Origin of the sequence: Halobacillus sp. HZG1, from assembly GCF_035818575.1 — a bacterium.
GTDB lineage: Bacteria > Bacillota > Bacilli > Bacillales > Halobacillaceae > Halobacillus > Halobacillus litoralis.
The window spans coordinates 1-19,457 of the sequence record NZ_JAYLVQ010000076.1 but is presented as its reverse complement, the minus strand read 5'-3'; the positions used below and the strand labels follow the sequence as shown (position 1 = coordinate 19,457).

The window sequence follows — 19,457 nt, the reverse complement described above, 5'->3', positions numbered from 1 at the left end:
TATATTGATGTGGTGGTGAAGGCGAAGAGGTCACACCTGTTCCCATGCCGAACACAGCAGTTAAGCTCTTCAGCGCCGATGGTAGTCGGGTTTACCCCCGTGAGAGTAGGACGCCGCCACGTCATTTCATAACCCTTCAGGAATATTCCTGAAGGGTTATTTTTGTATTGTGCGTTTCCTCTGGATTTGGTAAAGTATAGAAATATTGATATGAGTAGAAGGAGACGAATACGATGAAACTTTACGGGGCTTTGATCTCCTTAAGTTTGATATGGGGGTTGTCTTTTGTTTTTATAGAAACATTGATCGATACAGCCGGGGTGTGGGGCACTGTCTTTTTAAGGTGTATGGCTGGTGTTGTGATTCTTGTTCCGTTGGTTTTTAATAAGTGGAGAAAACATCAGCTTCCACGCTCCATCCCGTGGGGGATCCTGATTATCGTTGGTGTATTTAATGCGGGCCTTCCCTGGGGACTGATTGTCTTAAGCCAGACCGTGTTGACCAGTAATACCGCAGCTGTGCTCAATGCGACCACTCCGATTATGACCGGCCTGATCGGTTTTCTTATTTTTTCGGTTATTTTAAATAAATGGCAGTGGAGTGGGATAGTTATTGGTTTTATCGGTATTCTTGTATTAACCGGTTTTGAGTTTGTAAATATCCTACAATTTGATCACTTCATCGGAATTGGGACAATGCTCCTTGCAACCTCATGCTATGGGTTTGTTTCTCATTTCACAAGAAGGTACTTACGTGGATTTGATGTGATTTTTCTGACCAGCATGGCCCTGCTTGTAGGTGCAATAGTCGGCCTTACGGGTATTCTATTGACACAACCTAACCTGTTTGTCTCAATAGGAACGGATATGGATCTTTCCTTTATAATCAGTGTGATTGGTTTAGGCTGCGTCGGTTCCGGAATCGCTCATTTACTTTTCTATTATATGATCGATCAAGGGAGTGCCGAATTTGCAAGTATGGTGACATATCTTGTCCCGGTTACCGCTCTTTTCTGGGGTCATCTCCTTCTTGGTGAACCGGTCACTAGTCAACTGATGATCGGTCTTGTGGTGATTTTTGCAGGCGTATATCTGTCCACGAGAAAAAAACGTGTCAGTCGTTCATTTGTAGGGAAGAAAGCAAGTTAAGGTTAGTATTTTTGTGAGTATGATAGAATGTGACTAACGATGCAGTTGAGGGGAAATGCTTATGAACCGCTGGGATTCCACACCGGTCATCCGCTTTTTCGGAGGTCGGAAACTTTTATTCATTTTAGGAGTACTTCTGCTGATTGGGTTGAATATTCTCGTTTTTTCGAGTGTAGGATTTATTTTCGATCCTTTCTTAGTTTTTGTTAAAACAGTAGCTTTGCCGTTAATTCTTTCTATTGTCGTCTATTATTTACTGCGGCCAATCATCAACTTGCTTGAATCATGGAGAATTAAAAGAATCTGGGGGATTTTAATCACCCTTCTCGCTCTGGTTGGAATCATCACCATGCTTGTGGTTCTTATCATTCCATTCCTTGAGAAGCAGTTGATCAGTCTGGCTGAAGAATTACCCCGTTATATACAAGATTTAATTAATACCATTGATGAGTGGTTAAGGAATTCAATTTTCTCCGCTTACTATACGAATCTATTTGAAGATGTAGATGGAATGTTGAATCAGATTCCTGATTATATTTCTTCTTATGCCTCTGAGACCGTAGAAGGGATTACGAATATTATTTCAACCGTGACGAACGTAGTTGTAGCGCTTGTGACTTTGCCGTTCATTCTCTTTTATCTGTTGAAAGATGGTCATCGTCTTCCCTCATTTATCATTCGTATGTTTCCGCCAAAGGTCCGGCCGGATGTATCTAGTGTATTCAGAGGCATTGATCATCAACTTTCGGCATACATTCAAGGACAGATCATCGTAAGCTTTTGTATCGGCCTCATGATGTATATCGGTTTTTTAATTATCGGCTTGGATTATGCTTTATTGCTCGCTGCGATTGCAAGTGTGACAAGTGTGGTCCCATACTTGGGGCCTGTCATAGCGATTACACCTGCGTTGATTATATCGATTGTGACTTCTCCGTTTATGGTTGTGAAACTCGTCGTCGTTTGGACGATTGTACAGCTGCTGGAAGGGAAGTTTATATCTCCGCAAATCATGGGTAAAAGTCTGCATATTCATCCTGTCACCATCATTTTTGTATTGTTGACAGCCGGTCATTTATTCGGGATCGTCGGCATCATTTTAGCTATTCCCGGCTATGCGATTCTGAAGGTGGTCGTATCACATCTCTATTATTGGTTTCAGAAGCGGTACAACCGGTTTGTGGAGGAAGAAGATCAATATAAAATCCAATAAAGAAGGAAGTGGCCTCCGCCACTTCCTTCTTTACTTTTGCAATTTGAATTCTTTCAAACGCTGCCGTTGTTCTTCCGGCCACCATGCCCCGCAGTCACTGGATACGACACAGCCAGCGCAGGTTTCGAGATCATAGACCCGCATGCCACGGATGGGTGGAGAATAAACGTGTAGGGTCACCAGTGGTGCTGTACCTTCTCTGCCCATTTTGTGAATTCCTTTTTCAGGAGCGAAAAAGAGGCTTCCATTCTCTTTGAATTCTGTGAAGAGGGGTAAAGGTAATGCTTCGCCATGGGCCTGATAGACCGTTTGCTTTGTCGTCCCATTCATGACTTGAATCCAACCTGTAGACTGGCCGTGATCGTGAGGCGCACATTCGATATCCGCCCAATTCATGACGATCATCTCTACCCAATCGTTTTCGTATACCATTTGCCGGTAATAGGGTTTGCCATCAGGGTCCTGCAAATAAGGGGCTAACTCATCTAAAGTGACTCCAAGCTGGAGCAATGTTTTCTTCAGTGTTTCGGGTGAGTGTTCATCAAGATTGCTGAACGCTTCTTCGACACGGGCTCTCAACGTCATAGAAATGAAATCCTCCTTATTAAACATGTTTCTTAAACGGAAATCTTCCTTGGACAAGCATCACACCTGCAATGATCAAGAGGCCGCCAAAAAGGGAAGAGGCTATGAACTTTTCATTCAGCAGGATGATGGCAGCGATTAGTGTAGCCAGAGGTTCGAAATAAAGAAAGACAGAGACCTGGGTTGCTTGCATGACCTCCAGTGCTTTCGCCCAATACCAATAAGCGATGGCTGAAACGAAAATGCCTAGAAAAAGCAGGTGCGCCCAGTGTTCGGGTGAAAGGGAAAGTAACTGCTCCATTCCATGGTTCCTGATGAAGAAGGGCAGCGTCAAAAAGAAACCTGTGGTGCTCATATAAAAAGTCAGGACAAGAGAAGGTACAGGGACAGATAATTTCTTTAATAGAACAGAATAGACGGCCCAGTTCAATGTGCTCACGATCATTAGTAGATATCCAAGACTCAGGGAGAAGCTAAAGCTCTGTCCGCTCCCGATGGTTGTAATGATAAGAACACCTGCGACGGCAACCGTAATTCCAGAAATTTTCTTAAGCGTAAGCTTCTCCTGCAAGAATATAAAGGACAGAAAGACAGTAAACACCGGCGAAAACGAAATCAACCACCCGGCATCCGATGCGTGGATGGTAAGCAGGGCCGTGGCTTGGATCACTTGATGAACAAATACTCCAAGGACTCCGAGGATGAGTACATGTGGCAGGTACTTGATATGTATCTTCAATGGGTATTGGAATAGAAGTACCATCATTAATAAAAAGATTGCCCCGATTCCAAAGCGGATGACAAGCAGGGAAAAGGGATCCAAACTACCCAAGACGGCTTTAGTTGAAACGAAAGACACACCCCAGAAGGTAATGGAGAGGAGCGCATAGAGCGAAGCACCGAATCGTGATGGAGAACTCATAGACCTTGTCCTTTCCTCATCTAGTCTCCCTTCACTATATGCGGGAAAAGGACAAGCATGAGCTTTCGAGCTTCTATTCTATCGTAACAGAACAACTGTGAAGGGGAACTTTTTCGACGAATATTCTAATCATTAGACAAAAAGAGGATCGAAGCAATAAAAAAAGCCTAAGGAAATCTTAGGCTTTTTTAAACGATCCAGTATGTGAGAAGTGAGAGCAAAATGGATGTCAAAATCAATAAGAGCATCGGCTTTAATGCGCGATGTCTGACATCATGTAAACTTACGCTGAGACCGAGGCCAACCATGGCCATCGTTAAAATGAAAGAAGTTAGGGTCGAGACGGCATTCATGGCTGGTGCCGGGATGGTAAAAATCGTTCCATTCACAAAGCTTCCGAATAGGCTCATGAGGATGAAACCAACAAGGAACCACGGAAAAGTAATGGATGAACGGTTTTCTTCTGTTCCTTTCTTTTTCATAAACCAGATCAACAGCAGACTGAACGGGACAAGAAGAAAGACACGACTGAGCTTGGCGACAAGCGCCATTCCGAGGCCTTCATCTCCAGCAGGTTCTCCGGCAAGCGCTACGTTCGCTACTTCGTGGAGACTGATGCCTGCCCACATGCCGTAAGCTTCTGCATCCACCGGTAGAAGCGGGCGGATGAGTGTGTAACCGATGGCAAATAACGTCCCTACTACCGATATCACACCTGCACTGATGGCTGTGTCCTCTTCTTTTGCTTTTAAAATGGGGGTGACGGCGGCAATGGCTGATGCTCCGCATATGCCAGTACCGATTCCGAGGAGAGCCATCATCGATCGGTCAGCATCAAATAATTTGGCTAAAAAGAGCATGAGGCCGATCGCAAAAACGATGACAAGCGTTCCCTTCAACAAAAGAGGAAAGCCCTCTTGAAGAATGACATTGATATTTAATTTTAATCCGAACAAAATAATCGCAAGTCGCAATAATTTTTTAGCTGAAAAGTGGATTCCTGTGCGCATGCTTTCTGGATACCCGAAAAAGTGACGGTACATAACGGCAAGGAGAATGGCTGTCGCAAGAGGACCGACCTGGTTCAATAGGGGAAGCATGGCGAGTAGAAATCCTACAGCGGCAACGATGGCTGTAAACCCGATTCCTTTTAGAAGAGGTTGGTAAGTAGTGTGGTTCATCGATGCACCTCCTTTGTTTCCTCCATTTATCATACGCCCCGACTAGTTATTCGTAAAATAAAACTTTATAATGTTAATTATAGAAAAAACTGATGATTGGAGCGGTTCTGTTGGATATAGAAGCATTGAAAACATACATTACAGCCATCGACGAAAAGAGCTTTACGAAAGCATCTGCTCTTTTGAATTTGTCGCAGCCAACGGTTAGTGCACATATTAAAAATCTGGAACGTTTCTTTCAAACCTCTCTGATCGATCGTTCACCGAAACATTTTGAAGTGACGCCTACAGGGGAAATGGTTTACCGAAGAGCGAGGCAGGTGCTTGGGTTGCTGGACAAAGCAAAGAATGAGGTCCAACAATTCCATGAGCAGGTAGGAGGGCATATCCATATTGGTGCCAGTTACACGGTGGGAGAATATATTATTCCTTCGATAATAAAAGCTTTTGATGACAGGTATCCAGCAGTCGAAATACAGGTGCGAATTGCTAACTCTAAACGAATCAACCGCGAAGTGCAGCAGCATGAACTTGATTTAGGCCTTGTGGAAGGGAAAGTGACTGAGCAGGGGTTAAGTTCCATTCCATTCATGGAAGATGAAATGGTCGTAATTGTTCCTGAAACCCATCCTTTGAGAAAGTGTAAAGAGGTCTCTTTTCAAGACTTACAGGATCATACGTGGATTACCCGTGAAGGAGGCTCGGGAACAAGGGCTATGCTTGATTATATGTTGGAATCATCAAACATCCGTCCGAAAAAGACGATTACAATCGGAAGCAATCATGGGGTCGTCCAAGGAGTGAAGGAAGGTCTGGGGCTTTCTTTTATTTCAAAAACGGTGGTGGAACATACGGATGCGGCGGAATTGATCATAAACCTTCCTTATATCCATTCGACCACCCGGTCCTTTTCCATTGTCACCCCCTCTAATGAGGAGGAAATTACGGAAGATGCCCAAGTCTTCATTCAGCACGTCATGAAATTGTATGAATTGTCATAAAACCATTACATCCATGAGGAGAAGACTTTGTTATGATGGAAGGGAGAGGGAAGTTTGGTTTGGTTCATCGAACGACTGCAGAAGGAAGATCTTTGCCATGTGGTTAGGATGGTCAGAACATCAATCTTGAACATACCTCCCAGGTACTACAGCCATGCGCAATTAACAGCCTGGGCGGAAGGGATGAAGGATCACCCTCGTCTTCATCAACGCTTTCTTGATGCGTACTCACTCGCTGCAAAGGACGATTATGGGAACGTCATAGGTTTCGGAAGCCTTGTAGGGTCTCACATTGATTTTTTATACGTATCCTCTGATTGGCAGGGGAAGGGGTTGGCTGCTCAAATGCTCTCCCTTTTAGAGGTGCAGGCAGCGCGAGAAGGTGTGGAGGTGCTCACGACCGAAGCGAGTGCCGTTGCGAGACCTTTCTTTCAGAAGCAGGGATATGTGATCAAGAAGGAACAGGTGAAATGGATTCGAGGAATATCGATAAAAAATGTGCAAATGTTTAAAAAGATGCATAAGTAGTAGGAACTACGGGTATCGTCCTTTATAGAAAAATTGAAACGTTTGTACAGTCCCGTTCGTAAGGAAGATGGATGTGATTCTGTGCCAAATCTTATTTCAAATACTGAGGTGAAAAAATGAAGAGACTAGACCAGATTGTCGACTATTTGAAGACGCTGGGAGTAGAGGTCGAGAAGGTATACCGCGCACCGAAGGAAGAGACGAGATAAGCAGAGCTGAATAACACCACTCGAGGTATGCTCCTACATAGTGAAGCATACCTTTTTGCTGGGCGTTTTTAAGCCGACTTTGTGATCTGTTTGAATCCCGGTTGTTGGGATTGGAAATGGGCCCAGATGACACCGCCTGTTACTGGAATGAGCAGGCAAAGAAAAACGGCAGATGCTCCATGGGAAGAGGCAAGGACACCGAAGACAGGCCCTGTCACGACGACTGATGTTTGATTGCAGAGCATTCGCAGGCTGGACATGCGGCCATGGAAACGGGAATCTGTGGCCATTTGCTGCACAGACTGTAAAAGAGCACGCACAAACGATGTGCCCATCCCAATGAATAGGAAGCCAAGAAAAGCCACGGGAGTGAGGGTAGTAAAACTGACGATTGCAAGACCTGAAGCGGTCAGCAGGAGTGACCAGACGCCGATGCGGTTCTGACATTTTGCCCACCACCATGTTCCGATAAGTCCAGCAAAAATACCGCCGATGGAGAACGTGCTGTCGAGCATTCCATAAACGAGCGCCGGCTGATTTAAGTGTGCACTCGTATAGACGCTCAAAAATCCAAGAGTCGTATGGAAGGTGAGCTGTCCGAGCATAAGCATGACGAACAAACCATAAAGCATCCGGTTTTGATGTACATAAATGAATCCTTCTTTTATCTCCATCCAAAAGGAAGAAGAGTTACGGTGACTTCTTTCTTCGATTGGTGCGTAACGAATCATTTGTATAGTGGCTGTAGCTCCTATATATAAGAGGACGACGTAAAACAACCCCATTTCAACAGAGACAATGCCTGCTAATAACCCGCCAGCCGCCGCCCCCGCTAAACTTCCAGAAACCGTAGCTGACCCGGACCAGGAGAAGATCTTAGGGAGGGCGTCTCTCGCAAATACTTCAGCCACAAGAGCTTGTAAGGACGGGCGGAACAATGATCCAGCCGTCTGCATAATCATATGGGCGGAAATCATCAGCCATGGATGTTCAATCCCTCCCCAAAAGGCACCCGTTAATAAAACCAAACAGATGATGCTGATGATCCCCGCCAGAACCGCAAGTTTTTTTCGGTTGCTGCGGTCGACCAGAACCCCGAAAATGATGTTTGAAAACAGCCCTGGAAGGAATCCGAAGCTTACGAACAATCCTGTATATAAAGCATCTTCCGTCCATTGATATAAAAACCATGTCATGAGGACGAAGTACATCGCACGACCACTCTCGTATAAGAAATATCCACTCATCAGTCTACTTGTATTCGCTTTGTTCATGTTCATCCACCCTCCATTCAACTTAATCGTACTCTTTTTTTAGTGATTTGGATAATATTACATTATAATAAAAAGTGATAAGGATTCTTTATGGGGGGATGTCAGTGAAAATCGATGATTACCAGCTTCTGATTAATTTGAATCAAAATAGAACGATTCGAAAGACGGCCAAATCTATTTTAATCTCCCAACCAGCAATCACACAGCGTTTAAAATACATAGAAGAACACCTGGGAGGGCAGATTTTTCTCCGTACATCGAAAGGCTTGCTTCCAACGCCTTTTGGAGAAGTTGTCCTGACTCATGCAGAGCATATGCTGGAGCAGGAAGCTGTATTGAAAGAGAAACTGGCACAAGTGGAAGGGAAAGTAGCGGGAACGCTTTCGATCGGTGCTTCTTCCTTATACAGCCAGCATTTTCTACCCAATGTTCTGCAATCGTTCACCACAGCATTTCCGGATGTAACCATTGACCTTGTCACAGGTGTAAGTGAGGAAATACGACAGGCCTCCTCCTCTTTTCATATTGCCATTGTAAGAGGGGATCCAATCGAAGACTATGAATCCATCCACCTATTGAGTGATCCTCTTTTTCTATTAGATACGGTAGATATAGGAAAAGAAGAGCGCCCCCTGATTGAGTTCAAGAGTGATCCGGGTTTTCAAAAGCTTATGGAAGCTTGGATGGTGACGGGGCCCGGCATCTTGGTCAAACGTTCAATCAAGGTCGACCATTTTGAAACTGCCAAACAAATGATGAAGCGGGGATTGGGAATGACGGTCCTTCCTGAAAGCATTATTAAAGAAGAAAAGGAGGCATACAGTTGTCTGCCTCTTGTTAAGGAAGGCCGGGCGATCGTCCGTGAAACCTGGGCATGTGTGAAGCCGGGTGGCAGATCTTTGCCACAGGTGGAAGCATTTGTAGAGCACATTCAAAACGAGGTGAGTGAATGAATCACAGAGAAAAACAGTTGCTCGCGGTGATTGAAGAGTGGACTCCTTATGTCCGTCCAGTCCTTGATGTTGCACAGTCGTCTGTCCACGAGTGCTGGGTCGGTGCTGGTGTAATCACTCAAAGCGTGTGGAACTACCAATTTGGTTATCGCGCTGACTATGGTATAGGGGATGCAGATTTGATTTATTTTGACGCTGCCGGCACGCTTGAAGAAGAAAAGAATCTCGAAAAACAATGGAATGTTGATTGTAAGGGCCTGCCTCTTTCTATTGATGTAACGAACGAAGCCCTTGTTCACCTATGGTATGAGGAAAAGTTTAATCAGCCGATCCCCCCGTACACATCCGTCCAGGATGCCATACATACATGGCCTACGACCGCTTCCTCTGTCGGGGTTATGCGAAGGCGGAGTGGGGCATATGAAATTTATGCCCCTTTCGGTTTAGAGGATTTGTTCCAGGGGATCATTCGTCCGAATAAACGTTTGATACCAGAAGAAGTTTATTGGAATAAGGCGGAGAAGTGGAAAAAGCGCTGGCCTGAGCTTACAGTTCTATCTTGGTAAGAAGATGCCACTTGCACGATTGGTCGAATTCATTTTATTATTAAAGTAATTCATTCCAATCTTGAAGGGGATGTTCTACCGTGTCGGAAGAGCTCATGTTTGCCAGATTAGAAGAGATTCAACAAAATGAATTTATAAAAGCGGCGATCGATCATGTTGGTGCTGGAGTCGTTATAACAGATCCAGAGCAGGAGGATAACCCGATGATTTACTGCAATCAGGGATTCCTGGAGCTTACTGGTTATGATCGGGAGGAGATTTTAGGACGAAATTGTCGTTTCCTGCAGGGAGATGAAACAAATCCGAAGCATGTCGAGCGACTTCGTGAAGGACTTTCTAACCAAACGCCGGTGCAAGTAGAAATAAGAAACTATCGCAAGGACGGTACGATGTTCTGGAATGAATTACATATTTTTCCGGTATACATCGAGCAGATGGATCAGGTGTATTTCGTTGGTGTTCAAAAAGATGTGACAAAGCGTCGGGACCAGGAAGAATTGATTGCGCATTACTTGTCAGAGGTGAAAAGATTATCGACGCCGATCGTACCCGTAGAGGACAACATCTCTGTGCTCCCGCTTGTTGGTACGATTGATGATGACAGGCTTCAGCAGATGCTGGAAGCGGTGAGTCACCATGTGAAAGAAACGAAAGAGGATTACTTGATTCTGGACATGTCTGCTGTCCACTCTTATAACGAAGGGGTTCATATGGGCATCTATCAGATGAATCAGCTTCTTGATCTAATGGGAACAAAACTTGTCATCACAGGTATTAAACCATCCTTTGCCATTCAAAGTGCCCCCTACGCAGATTTTAGTGAATTATCGCTTCAGACATACGCCACAGTAAAACAAGCTTTGAATGTATTAAGAGAACAAATGTAGAAAAAAGCGCTGGCCAAACATATATGGTCAGCGCTTTTTTTGATTGAAGAATGGAGTGAACTTCCAATATCTGTATGACCTGGTCAGGCACTAAGCACTCTTTTCGTGTAATAGGTGAACTTCTTTGGTCTTGCGTGTAGGGAGCATATGGAAGACGATGTTAAGCACGATGGCCGTCACGCTGCCTGCAACGATTCCGTTACTCGTAAGGATTTGTATACTTTCCGGTAGTTTAGCAAACAATTCAGGAACGACAGTGACCCCTAACCCCATGCCTACTGAACAAGCGACAATCATGGAGTTATCATGAGATTCTGAGATGACACGGCTGAGCATTTTAATGCCTTGTGAGATGACCATTCCGAACATCGCAATCATCGCACCGCCTAACACAGCAGTAGGGATGATGGTCGTAAAGGCAGCAATTTTCGGTATGAATCCAAGAACAATTAACATACCACCCATAATGAAAATAACGCGTCGGGATTTCACGCCAGTCATATGCATGAGACCGACATTTTGAGAGAAAGCAGTGTAAGGAAAGGCGTTGAACACGCCACCAAATAAAATCGCTATTCCTTCGGCGCGATAACCACTGGCTAAATCTTGTTCATTTAATTTCTTCTCTGTCATTTCACTTAGTGCAAAGTAAACACCCGTAGATTCAACGAGAGATACCATAGCCACTAAAATCATGGTTAAGATGGCAGACCAATGAAAAGTCGGTGTTCCAAAGTAGAAAGGCTCGACCATATGGAAAAAACCAGATTCACGGACGGCCGAGAAATCGACCCTTCCAAAGAGAGCAGCGACAAGAGTGCCCCCTATAATACCGGCTAGTATGGCGATGGAGCGCATGAAACCTTTTGTGAAACGATAAAGAAGGATAATGAATAAAAGCGTTCCAAAGGAAAGAGCAAGGTTGGCAGGAGACCCAAAATCTTCAGCGCCCTGGCCACCGCCCATGTTGTTGATGGCAACTGGAATTAATGTAATTCCGATTATCGTTACTACGGTCCCTGTAACGACAGGTGGAAAGAATCGAACAAGTTTCCCGAAGAAGCGGCTGATCAGGATGACAAATAATCCTGAAAGGAGAATAGATCCGTATATCGCCGAAACCCCATACTGGCCTCCGATGGCGATCATCGGACCTACGGCTGTAAACGTACAGCCAAGGACGACAGGAAGACCGATTCCGAAAAAACGGTTACGGACGACTTGCAAAATGGTCGCCACTCCGCACATTAAAATATCAATGGCGACAAGGTGTGTAAGTTGTTCAGAATTCAGTCCAAGAGCTCCACCGACAATCAATGGAACGAGGATCGCTCCGGCGTACATCGCCAGTAAATGCTGAATGGCTAAAGCCGTTGTTTTCATGAGGATACCTCCTTAGATTCAAATGTGATTGTATTGTCTTCAAGTGATGAAAGGGTGGCCAGGGATTCTACTTTTATTCCTTGGCGGCGTAAGAGGCGTCCCCCATCTTGAAATCCTTTCTCTATCACAATCGCTACACCGGCAATGGATGCTCCGGATTGTTCTACAAGGTCTATGAGGCCTTTTGCAGCCTGCCCATTGGCGAGAAAATCATCGAGGATCAGGACGCGATCGGTCTTCGACATAAAATCTTTCGATATGGAAATTTCATTCGTTTCCTGTTTCGTAAATGAATGGACCTTTGATGTGAAAAGATGATCTTTCATGGTCAATGATTTTCTCTTCCTCGCAAAAATCGCGGGAACACCCAGGCTTAGGGCTGTCATTTGAGCGGGAGCGATACCTGAGGATTCTAATGTCAGCACCTTGGTAATCCCCAAATCTATGAAACGTCTCGCAAACTCTTCTCCAATTTCTTTCATGAGTACAGGGTCTATTTGATGATTCAAAAAAGCATCAACTTTAATGACCGAAGGAGATAGCACTTTACCCTCTTCTAAAATTTTCTTTTTTAACTGATCCATATCCAACACACCTTTCTTGAGTAGGTATTTATGTAACAAAAAAGCACGAAAAGCTTGTTTCCTCTATGGAAAGCAAGTCTTTTCGTGCTGGACGTAGACAAAGACAATGAAACCGTGGACAGGAAAGTCCCGGTGGCATGTGCTGCTTTTCATAGTCGGTTCATTTACGGTAAACCGGTAGAAACTTGCAGGCCATATCCCCGCGATTATATGAAATCTAATATTCGAATGATATGGATAGTATATCAGTTTATCGTTCGTAATCAACCCCTTATATGGAAAAACATTCTTAAAAATCATGGTTTTGTTCGTGTTGACATGAGTGGTTGTTTTAGGAGATAGTGGATGGGAAGAGAGTCTCTCTTTTCCATTGAGAAGTTGATCGCCTTATGGTGGCTTCGTCATAGAAGCTGAAAAGGGAAGTTTGGTGAAAAGCCAGCGCGGTCCCGCCACTGTAATGGGGAGGTGCATAGATGACCCACTATTTTATAAATGGGAAGGGCTATGTGCTGATGAACCTGAGCCAGGAGACCTGCCATGAGGAAGGACATGAGTTCCTACGGGAGATAGGAGGATGTTACGTGTTTTCGATGAAACAAGTGTTTTTTACCGTTCCATGAATTAAAGGAAGTATGCCTTTGTATTCTCTCCCTAAGCGGGAGATCGATCTTAAAAAGGAGGAACCTGTTCATGGAACCTATACCCGCTCATTATTCTAAAATGACTCAAACAAGACTAGTGCTGCCACCAGATACAAATCATCTGGACACCATTTTCGGAGGGAAAGTCCTTTCATACATTGACGAAATTGCGGCTCTAACCGCTATGAAGCATTCAAATTGTGTGGTGGTCACCGCTTCTATCGACTCTGTGGATTTCATATCTTCTGCTAAAGTAGGGGATGCATTGACGTTGGAAGCATGTGTGACGAGCACGGGCCGTACATCAATGGAAGTGTATGTGAAAGTCTTTGCTGATGATTTACTGCAAGGCCAAAAAGTGATGACCACAGAATCATTTTTAACGATGGTTGCTGTGGATGCCGCAGGGAAACCGACACCTGTTCCACCGATTATACCTGAGACCGATGAAGACAAACGGTTGTATGAAACCGCTCCATCCAGAAGGAAACACCGGAAAAACAGACCTGTCCTTAGATGACAGGTAAGGTTAAAAGATGGACGAATGAAGTTCGTAGACCCCTTTTCTTTAGAGGGTGACTTACTTATCACTTATGTACTTTTAAAGTTGAGAGAATGGGAAAGGGGCGTTAAGAGTCATAGAAATTCTTGGACGATTACTTTTGTTTTATGCAATTTTTGCGCTTTCCATTGGGATCGCTGTATGGTTCACTCGTCACCCGGCATGTGATCAAAGGTGGGATTTCACGGTTTTTTTAACTGCTTTTACTTTTATATCTTCTCTCAACTATGTGTTTATTGATCTTTATCCTTCCTTTGTAAGAACGCTTTGTCTCACAGGAGGGACGTTACTGATCTATTCTTTTATTCGTGCTTTAAGGTTCAAAAAAAGCAGCCCGTCCTAAAAGGAACGGGCTGCTTTTATATACGCTTTAAGGGCAGGGTGCAACATCGGAACGAACCTCCGGATTTAATAATTTCTGAGAGATCGACAGGGATCACCTCAAACCCGTTTTCCTTTAATTGTGTATGAAGCCGTTCGTTTTGAGGGAGACTGATCACTTTCCGATCTCCAATGGAAAGAACGTTTGGACCCATGGTGAACTGTTCCCTTTCGGTCACTTCAATGACATGATATCTTGCAGAGATGACTTTCAAGCTTTTATTAGTAAAGGCTGGTGGATACAGGATAGCCGTAGATTCATCAATGATGTTAAAAACGCAATCCAGATGAAGGATGTCTCCTCTAAGAGGGACAGGGATTACCTGCAGATCAGGGAGACGAAATTGGAGCTCACGAATCGCTTTAGCGGATGTCCTTTTTGTTTCACCTACCCATACGCTGGCCCCGTCTACAACAATATCACCGCCTTCAATCGAAGAAGGAAGCCCCTCTTCTACCTCAATGTCATTTTCTCCAGCCCAGTTTCGAAGCACATTTGTTTCTTCTTGCCTGACCTTTTCACTCATAGAGCTGATAAACAGTCGGTGATGAATGGTAAACCCGATGTCTCTTGTAAACACCTGTTCATGCAGATCCGGCTGACTTGGAAGTTGTATGACTTCAACCTGATGATTTTCTAAAACCTGCACAAAATGCTTGTGTTGCTGAAGAGCTGTGGTGACGTTTATGTTCTGGTTTTGGTAATGTTTTTGTGTCTCATTGATGATATCTGTAATTTTCATATAAGAAGGTTTGGCGACTACGACTTTTTTCAGCGTCGAATACTCGGTGTCACATTGTACACTGTTTTCCGAAGCGATTCCGACCATGTGAGATCCTCCTTTTATTCATATCCCCTTATTTCCCCGGCGGGTAGAGAATAAAACAAGAAAAATTCAAATGTAAAGTAACCTTTACGTAAAGGTTGCTTTACTATAAACTGGAATTAATTGGAGGAGTGATATGAAGAACCGAATAACAGAGTTTAGAAATAAACAAAGGTTATCACAGGACAAATTGGCAGAGAAGCTACAGGTATCACGGCAGACGATTATATCGATTGAGAAGGACAGGTATTCTCCTTCACTGCCGCTTGCGTTTGAATTAGCACGTGTATTTGGTGTGCGGATTGAAGATTTATTTATTTATGAAACAGAGGAGGGGGAATGAAGATGGATTATACTCCTCGCGCATTTAAGGTAATCGGTGCTTTATTTTTACTCATGGGAGTTTTTTTGATTGTCGTAGGTACAATAGGTGGCGAATGGCCGTCTATGATCTGGACGATGGTTTCTTTAGGGGTTTTATCTTTCAGTATGAGCTACTTATACCCTCAGTTCAAACAAAAGGATGAACGCATGAAATGGATCAGGCATAAGGCTGTATTCTATTCTTTCTTCGTTATGATGGGTATTATGGCTGGCTTCCACTTTCTACTTGCTCTGCAAGTGATCGCGTTAAGCGCACTTGATTTACTTAGCGTCCTATTAGCGTTAAACATTGTGATTGTATTTCTAACGATGGTCATGTTATCAAGACGATATTGAAAAAAGGAGGGACTCTATTGGAATGGTTTTTTTCGGTTATTTTTCTTATAAGTTTTGCATTCGTTTACTTATCGATTAAAAAAGATCGTAAAAGTGACTCCCTCAACAAAAGAAAGAAATGATGAACAGTTTGTTTTATGAATGGTTATTTTTTAGTTTCCATGTACCTGTCTATAGAAAACAATCCTCTTTCGACATTTCCCGGGAAATGTCGTGGGAATTTTAATACATCGATGATAGTGGACAACATTTACATAGGAAGAGCCATCTGCTGATACAGAATGATTTTTTGTACATAGGGTATGTTGTAAGGGAGCGAAACAGACAAGCATGGCATTGGCTTTATCCCGAGTTGTCAGGTATGATTTAGTTAAAATATAGAACCGGGAGTGGTAGTTTTGGCAGGTGTATGGAAACGCTGGATAAGTAACGATCGACAGCAGGAATTGTTTGATATAGCGGATCGGATCGCAGCAGAAGCGCGGAAACATATTTCATATACGGATCGAGAAGCATCTTTTTCCTATGAGACGCTGAAAGTCATCAAAGATGAGAAATACCCAGCGATGTCTTTACCAAAGTCTGAAGGTGGAGAAGGATTATCTTTATATGAATTCCTTCTGATGCAGGAAAAAATTGCAGAAGGTGATGGAGCCGTCGCCTTGTCGATCGGATGGCATATGGGAATTATGATGGAACTTTCCCAAGAACAATTGTGGGACGAAAAGTCGTACGATCGTCTTGTGAGAGAAGTTGTTTCAGAGCAAAAAGTGGTGAACAGAGCGGCAACAGAACCCGCAACCGGAAGTCCGACGCGGGGAGGCATCCCGGAAACCAAAGCGGTTCGTCGTGAAGACCAGTACATTTTGAATGGAAGAAAATCGTTCACTTCCATGGCTGAGCATTTGGATTATTACATTGTATCTGCCTATGTAGAAGACAAGGATGCCGTTGGCTGGTTTTTAATTGACCGTCATCAGCCAGGGTTATCTGTTGATAAAACCTGGGATACCCTCGGAATGAGAGGGACGGCGAGTGATGATCTTGTCATGGAGGATGTCGAGCTTCAGGAAACCGATCTTGTTGAAATGAAAAGTGGGGGCAAACCATCGGCGAAAGGGTGGTTACTGCACATTCCTGCATGTTACCTGGGAATTGCCGTAGCTGCTCGAAACGATGCGATTGCGTTTGCCAAAGAATTTCAGCCGAATAGTCTCGATACGCCGATTTCTGAAGTGGCTCACATACAGGATAAAATAGGGGAAATCGAGTGGAAGTTGCTGCAGGCCCATTCTTTCTTATATTCAGCTGCTAGAAAATGGGATGAAGAGCCGGAACAACGTGATCAGATGGGAGCAGAACTCGCTGCTGTAAAGCTGGCGGTGACAAACACGGCTAATGAAGTCGTCGACCTGGCGATGAGAATTGCCGGCGGGCGGGGGTTATCCAAAACCTATGCTTTTGAAAAATATTACCGTGATGTACGTGCGGGATTGCATAACCCGCCGATGGATGATGCGGTTGTATCGATGCTCGCTAAGCAAGCCATCAAGGGAGATGACTAAAAAAACCAGAGCTGCAAAAGCTCTGGTTTTTGTTTATGATTAATCAGCAAGTAAGTCTGCAAACGCTTTGGCGTATGGAGGCAGGTCAGGCGGACGACGGGCAGACACAATATGTTCGTCCTGGACGACCGCTTCGTCGAACCACTCTGCACCGGCATTCATCATGTCATCCTTAATTCCTGGTGTGCTTGTCACTTTTCTGCCATTTAGGATATTGGCAGATATAAGCACCCAGCCTGCATGACAGATTTGACCGATTGGTTTGCGTTCATTGTCCATGTGTTGAACCATTTCAATGACTTTATCATAACGGCGGAGTTTATCTGGAGACCATCCCCCTGGAACGAGAATGCCGTCATAGTCGGCCGGATTGATGTCCTCGAATGCATAATCCGCTGTTGCCGGAACCCCGTATTTACCCGGGTGTTCTTCACCTGCTTTTTCACCGACGAGGTGGACGGTTGCTCCTTCCTCTTGGAGGCGAAGCACCGGGTACCATAGTTCAAGATCTTCAAAATCTTTACTGACCAGTTGGATGATTTTCTTTCCTTCTAATCGCATATACAACCTCCTTGTTCTTTCACTTTCCCCATTTTATCAGATGGTTACACTTCTTTCGAATCTTTGGAAACGGCGAGCACCCACCAAATAAGCAAAGGCTGGAAGAGAAGACGGATCCATAAAGCTGTTTGATTTGTTTCTTCGCTCCATGGAGCAGGAATGCCGTAAATGGCAGCATAGAAGTTAGCCGGCCAGACGATGAATAAAAAAGCAGCCGTTGCAAACCCTGCCGCTCTCCGTGTTTGAGGGAAGATAAGCAGAAGAGCAAGGAGCCACTCTGTAATCCCTGTTACATATACAATGATTAATTTAAGCGGCACCCAGGAAGGAAGCATGCTGGCAAAGCCGTGGTCATACATGAAGTGGGTGATTCCTGCGTAAAACAGAGCGATAGCGAATACATAAAGTCCAATTTGGCGTGCAATTTTCATAACAACGTCCATCCTTTCTTTCAATGATTTATCTTTTTTTACATCGCTTGGTAATTGCCTGAGAAACTTCGCTTTGGGAATAAATCTTTTTATAAACTCCGAGTATATAATATAGAAAATGTGGGGGAAGTTTGAAACTTTTCCTCCCTCTCGTACGTCTATAATGACAACCCGTGCATCTATGTCCGGGTATAATAGATGGGAGGTTCCGCATAATGTAAGGGGGAATCTACCATTTTCACAAGGGGTCGAGAACATGAAAACACGTGTCAGTTTATGGATGTTGATCGTCGTTTTGTTTACATCGTTTGTTTTGCCTTCAAGCATTTCCGCTTCGACAGGCGACCAGGGCATCAATGAAAAGTTAGGTCTGCCGATTGTCGTTTATGGAGAGGCTTTATCTGAAGCCCAGAAAACTGAAGTGTCTGAGCTGCTTGAAGTCAACAAGCATGACCAGGTCGATGAGTTTACGGTCAACGGTCAGGATCTTGCTAATTATATCGGGGGCAATCCCAATTCGAATATGTACTCATCTGTCAAAATCATTCATCAGGACAATGCTGAAGGTTTGAATATTGAAATTGTAACACCAGATAACATAACACAGGTAACGAAAGAAATGTACACAAACGCATTGCTGACTGCGGGTGTGGAGAATGCGGATGTGCTGGTGGCTTCCTCTGTCAAAGTCAGTGGGCACTCTGCACTTACAGGCATCTATAAAGCTTACGATGCTAAAGGTGTGAAGCTTGATGAAGACCGGATGAAAGTCGCGAGTGATGAGCTTGATATTGCAACAGATATCGCAGAGGAGGAAGGCGTTGACCGGGATGAAATCAGTAAACTTCTAACCGAAATTAAAAAACAGATTGCAGAGCAGGACCCCGCGACAAGGGAAGAAGTGGAGCAGATCGTCCAAGATCAGCTGCAGTCTCTGAACATTGAACTGAGTGAAGAAGATCGTCAACGTTTGATTGATTTGTTTGAGCAGATGCGCAATTTGAATATCAACTTCGATCAAGTTCAAAACCAGTTGGAAGATCTGACGGGAAGCATCCAGGATCTTATTAACGATGATGGGTTTTGGAACAGCCTGAGGAATGCTGTACAGAACTTCTTTAAATCCTTAAGTAGCTTTATCAATTCCCTTTTCAATTAGTGATACTTTTTTAAAAGAACCTCCCACTCCTTTTCTAGAGTGACCTAATAAAATGAGACTTAATAGAACACCTTCAAAGTGCTAATACTACTTACACTTGGAGGTGTTTTTCTTATGGGTAAGAAAGTTCATTATCCCGAAGAAGTAAAGAAAAAAGTTGTTCAATTAAAGTTAGA

21 protein-coding genes, 1 rRNA gene and 2 riboswitches are annotated in these 19,457 nt (G+C 44.0%); of the genes, 13 read left to right on the top strand and 9 right to left on the bottom strand.

All coding sequences use genetic code 11. The features are described 5' to 3' along the window. Positions 1 to 8: 8 nt before the first annotated feature. From rrf to VKA52_RS15175, 3 genes are all read left to right on the top strand, one after another. Positions 9 to 122, top strand: a 5S ribosomal RNA gene (gene rrf, locus VKA52_RS15185). 111 nt (positions 123 to 233) lie between these two features. Then, positions 234 to 1,148, top strand: a complete 915-nt coding sequence (locus tag VKA52_RS15180; protein WP_326316286.1) for a DMT family transporter — start codon at positions 234 to 236, stop codon at positions 1,146 to 1,148. Between the two features lie 61 nt (positions 1,149 to 1,209). After that, positions 1,210 to 2,361, top strand: a complete 1,152-nt coding sequence (locus tag VKA52_RS15175) for an AI-2E family transporter (protein ID WP_326316285.1) — start codon at positions 1,210 to 1,212, stop codon at positions 2,359 to 2,361. Between the two features lie 30 nt (positions 2,362 to 2,391). On the opposite strand, the gene VKA52_RS15170 is transcribed toward VKA52_RS15175, so the two are convergent. The 3 genes from VKA52_RS15170 to VKA52_RS15160 all read right to left on the bottom strand — a co-directional run bounded on the left by VKA52_RS15170 (position 2,392) and on the right by VKA52_RS15160 (position 5,049). Then, positions 2,392 to 2,946, bottom strand: a complete 555-nt coding sequence (locus VKA52_RS15170) for a cysteine dioxygenase (protein ID WP_326316284.1) — start codon at positions 2,944 to 2,946, stop codon at positions 2,392 to 2,394. A 19-nt stretch (positions 2,947 to 2,965) separates the two neighbouring features. Next, positions 2,966 to 3,868: a DMT family transporter gene (locus VKA52_RS15165; protein ID WP_326316283.1), complete on the bottom strand. Its 903-nt coding sequence runs from the start codon at positions 3,866 to 3,868 to the stop codon at positions 2,966 to 2,968. A 188-nt stretch (positions 3,869 to 4,056) separates the two neighbouring features. Next, positions 4,057 to 5,049 carry a YeiH family protein gene (locus VKA52_RS15160; RefSeq protein WP_326316282.1) on the bottom strand — a complete coding sequence of 331 codons (993 nt, stop codon included), beginning with the start codon at positions 5,047 to 5,049 and terminating at the stop codon, positions 4,057 to 4,059. A 92-nt stretch (positions 5,050 to 5,141) separates the two neighbouring features. Between VKA52_RS15160 and VKA52_RS15155 the strand changes: the two genes are divergently transcribed. Continuing rightward, positions 5,142 to 6,050 (top strand): LysR family transcriptional regulator, encoded by a 909-nt coding sequence (locus tag VKA52_RS15155; protein WP_326316281.1) that lies wholly within the window; start codon positions 5,142 to 5,144, stop codon positions 6,048 to 6,050. A gap of 54 nt (positions 6,051 to 6,104) precedes the next feature. Further along, entirely contained in the window at positions 6,105 to 6,578 is a 474-nt protein-coding gene (locus VKA52_RS15150; protein ID WP_326316280.1) for a GNAT family N-acetyltransferase, read from the top strand. Positions 6,579 to 6,855: 277 nt separating this feature from the next. Here VKA52_RS15150 and VKA52_RS15145 read toward each other — a convergent pair whose 3' ends face one another. Continuing rightward, positions 6,856 to 8,067: an MFS transporter gene (locus VKA52_RS15145; protein ID WP_326316279.1), complete on the bottom strand. Its 1,212-nt coding sequence runs from the start codon at positions 8,065 to 8,067 to the stop codon at positions 6,856 to 6,858. A gap of 98 nt (positions 8,068 to 8,165) precedes the next feature. Between VKA52_RS15145 and VKA52_RS15140 the strand changes: the two genes are divergently transcribed. From VKA52_RS15140 to VKA52_RS15130, 3 genes are all read left to right on the top strand, one after another. Continuing rightward, complete coding sequence (locus VKA52_RS15140) at positions 8,166 to 9,014, top strand: LysR family transcriptional regulator (protein ID WP_326316278.1); 849 nt, start codon at positions 8,166 to 8,168, stop codon at positions 9,012 to 9,014. Continuing rightward, positions 9,011 to 9,580 carry a nucleotidyltransferase family protein gene (locus VKA52_RS15135; RefSeq protein WP_326316277.1) on the top strand — a complete coding sequence of 190 codons (570 nt, stop codon included), beginning with the start codon at positions 9,011 to 9,013 and terminating at the stop codon, positions 9,578 to 9,580. The genes VKA52_RS15140 and VKA52_RS15135 overlap by 4 nt, the downstream gene beginning before the upstream one ends. Positions 9,581 to 9,675: 95 nt before the next feature. Next, positions 9,676 to 10,467: a PAS domain-containing protein gene (locus VKA52_RS15130; protein WP_326316276.1), complete on the top strand. Its 792-nt coding sequence runs from the start codon at positions 9,676 to 9,678 to the stop codon at positions 10,465 to 10,467. 90 nt (positions 10,468 to 10,557) lie between these two features. On the opposite strand, the gene VKA52_RS15125 is transcribed toward VKA52_RS15130, so the two are convergent. Both VKA52_RS15125 and VKA52_RS15120 read right to left on the bottom strand, forming a co-directional pair. Then, positions 10,558 to 11,850, bottom strand: a complete 1,293-nt coding sequence (locus tag VKA52_RS15125) for a nucleobase:cation symporter-2 family protein (protein WP_326316275.1) — start codon at positions 11,848 to 11,850, stop codon at positions 10,558 to 10,560. Beyond that, positions 11,847 to 12,434 (bottom strand): xanthine phosphoribosyltransferase, encoded by a 588-nt coding sequence (locus VKA52_RS15120; RefSeq protein ID WP_206948435.1) that lies wholly within the window; start codon positions 12,432 to 12,434, stop codon positions 11,847 to 11,849. Before VKA52_RS15120 ends, VKA52_RS15125 begins: the two co-directional genes overlap by 4 nt. Before the next feature lie 132 nt (positions 12,435 to 12,566). Beyond that, positions 12,567 to 12,668: riboswitch (purine riboswitch) on the bottom strand. Between the two features lie 139 nt (positions 12,669 to 12,807). Beyond that, a riboswitch (cobalamin riboswitch) is annotated at positions 12,808 to 12,988 on the top strand. Between the two features lie 136 nt (positions 12,989 to 13,124). On the opposite strand from VKA52_RS15120, the gene VKA52_RS15115 reads away from it, so the two are divergent. Then, the gene (locus VKA52_RS15115) at positions 13,125 to 13,595 is read left to right on the top strand and encodes an acyl-CoA thioesterase (RefSeq protein WP_326316274.1); all 471 of its coding nucleotides are present in this window, start codon (positions 13,125 to 13,127) and stop codon (positions 13,593 to 13,595) included. 401 nt (positions 13,596 to 13,996) lie between these two features. Here the strand turns inward: VKA52_RS15115 and VKA52_RS15110 are convergent, their stop codons facing one another. Beyond that, the gene (locus VKA52_RS15110; RefSeq protein WP_326316273.1) at positions 13,997 to 14,848 is read right to left on the bottom strand and encodes a dimethylarginine dimethylaminohydrolase family protein; all 852 of its coding nucleotides are present in this window, start codon (positions 14,846 to 14,848) and stop codon (positions 13,997 to 13,999) included. A 133-nt stretch (positions 14,849 to 14,981) separates the two neighbouring features. Between VKA52_RS15110 and VKA52_RS15105 the strand changes: the two genes are divergently transcribed. The 3 genes from VKA52_RS15105 to VKA52_RS15095 all read left to right on the top strand — a co-directional run bounded on the left by VKA52_RS15105 (position 14,982) and on the right by VKA52_RS15095 (position 17,130). Further along, positions 14,982 to 15,188 (top strand): helix-turn-helix transcriptional regulator, encoded by a 207-nt coding sequence (locus VKA52_RS15105; protein WP_326316272.1) that lies wholly within the window; start codon positions 14,982 to 14,984, stop codon positions 15,186 to 15,188. A gap of 2 nt (positions 15,189 to 15,190) precedes the next feature. Next, entirely contained in the window at positions 15,191 to 15,565 is a 375-nt protein-coding gene (locus VKA52_RS15100; protein ID WP_326316271.1) for a permease, read from the top strand. Between the two features lie 398 nt (positions 15,566 to 15,963). Beyond that, positions 15,964 to 17,130 (top strand): acyl-CoA dehydrogenase family protein, encoded by a 1,167-nt coding sequence (locus VKA52_RS15095; protein ID WP_326316270.1) that lies wholly within the window; start codon positions 15,964 to 15,966, stop codon positions 17,128 to 17,130. A 39-nt stretch (positions 17,131 to 17,169) separates the two neighbouring features. On the opposite strand, the gene VKA52_RS15090 is transcribed toward VKA52_RS15095, so the two are convergent. Both VKA52_RS15090 and VKA52_RS15085 read right to left on the bottom strand, forming a co-directional pair. Next, positions 17,170 to 17,691: a type 1 glutamine amidotransferase domain-containing protein gene (locus VKA52_RS15090; protein WP_326316269.1), complete on the bottom strand. Its 522-nt coding sequence runs from the start codon at positions 17,689 to 17,691 to the stop codon at positions 17,170 to 17,172. 44 nt (positions 17,692 to 17,735) lie between these two features. After that, positions 17,736 to 18,122, bottom strand: coding sequence for a DoxX family protein (locus VKA52_RS15085; protein WP_160916655.1), 387 nt, complete (start codon positions 18,120 to 18,122; stop codon positions 17,736 to 17,738). A gap of 256 nt (positions 18,123 to 18,378) precedes the next feature. Here VKA52_RS15085 and VKA52_RS15080 point away from each other — a divergent pair, with 256 nt between their 5' ends. Next, complete coding sequence (locus VKA52_RS15080; RefSeq protein ID WP_326316268.1) at positions 18,379 to 19,281, top strand: DUF1002 domain-containing protein; 903 nt, start codon at positions 18,379 to 18,381, stop codon at positions 19,279 to 19,281. Positions 19,282 to 19,457: the final 176 nt, after the last annotated feature.

Excerpts from the sequence above, each read along its gene's own strand:
- VKA52_RS15180 (WP_326316286.1), top strand. The coding sequence starts at position 234 with ATGAAACTTTACGGGGCTTTGATCTCCTTAAGTTTGATATGGGGGTTG.
- VKA52_RS15175 (WP_326316285.1), top strand. The coding sequence starts at position 1,210 with ATGAACCGCTGGGATTCCACACCGGTCATCCGCTTTTTCGGAGGTCGG.
- VKA52_RS15170 (WP_326316284.1), bottom strand. The coding sequence starts at position 2,946 with ATGACGTTGAGAGCCCGTGTCGAAGAAGCGTTCAGCAATCTTGATGAA.
- VKA52_RS15165 (WP_326316283.1), bottom strand. The coding sequence starts at position 3,868 with ATGAGTTCTCCATCACGATTCGGTGCTTCGCTCTATGCGCTCCTCTCC.
- VKA52_RS15160 (WP_326316282.1), bottom strand. The coding sequence starts at position 5,049 with ATGAACCACACTACTTACCAACCTCTTCTAAAAGGAATCGGGTTTACA.
- VKA52_RS15155 (WP_326316281.1), top strand. The coding sequence starts at position 5,142 with ATGATTGGAGCGGTTCTGTTGGATATAGAAGCATTGAAAACATACATT.
- VKA52_RS15145 (WP_326316279.1), bottom strand. The coding sequence starts at position 8,067 with ATGAACATGAACAAAGCGAATACAAGTAGACTGATGAGTGGATATTTC.
- VKA52_RS15135 (WP_326316277.1), top strand. The coding sequence starts at position 9,011 with ATGAATCACAGAGAAAAACAGTTGCTCGCGGTGATTGAAGAGTGGACT.
- VKA52_RS15130 (WP_326316276.1), top strand. The coding sequence starts at position 9,676 with ATGTTTGCCAGATTAGAAGAGATTCAACAAAATGAATTTATAAAAGCG.
- VKA52_RS15125 (WP_326316275.1), bottom strand. The coding sequence starts at position 11,850 with ATGAAAACAACGGCTTTAGCCATTCAGCATTTACTGGCGATGTACGCC.
- VKA52_RS15120 (WP_206948435.1), bottom strand. The coding sequence starts at position 12,434 with ATGGATCAGTTAAAAAAGAAAATTTTAGAAGAGGGTAAAGTGCTATCT.
- VKA52_RS15115 (WP_326316274.1), top strand. The coding sequence starts at position 13,125 with ATGGAACCTATACCCGCTCATTATTCTAAAATGACTCAAACAAGACTA.
- VKA52_RS15110 (WP_326316273.1), bottom strand. The coding sequence starts at position 14,848 with ATGGTCGGAATCGCTTCGGAAAACAGTGTACAATGTGACACCGAGTAT.
- VKA52_RS15105 (WP_326316272.1), top strand. The coding sequence starts at position 14,982 with ATGAAGAACCGAATAACAGAGTTTAGAAATAAACAAAGGTTATCACAG.
- VKA52_RS15100 (WP_326316271.1), top strand. The coding sequence starts at position 15,191 with ATGGATTATACTCCTCGCGCATTTAAGGTAATCGGTGCTTTATTTTTA.
- VKA52_RS15090 (WP_326316269.1), bottom strand. The coding sequence starts at position 17,691 with ATGCGATTAGAAGGAAAGAAAATCATCCAACTGGTCAGTAAAGATTTT.
- VKA52_RS15085 (WP_160916655.1), bottom strand. The coding sequence starts at position 18,122 with ATGAAAATTGCACGCCAAATTGGACTTTATGTATTCGCTATCGCTCTG.
- VKA52_RS15080 (WP_326316268.1), top strand. The coding sequence starts at position 18,379 with ATGAAAACACGTGTCAGTTTATGGATGTTGATCGTCGTTTTGTTTACA.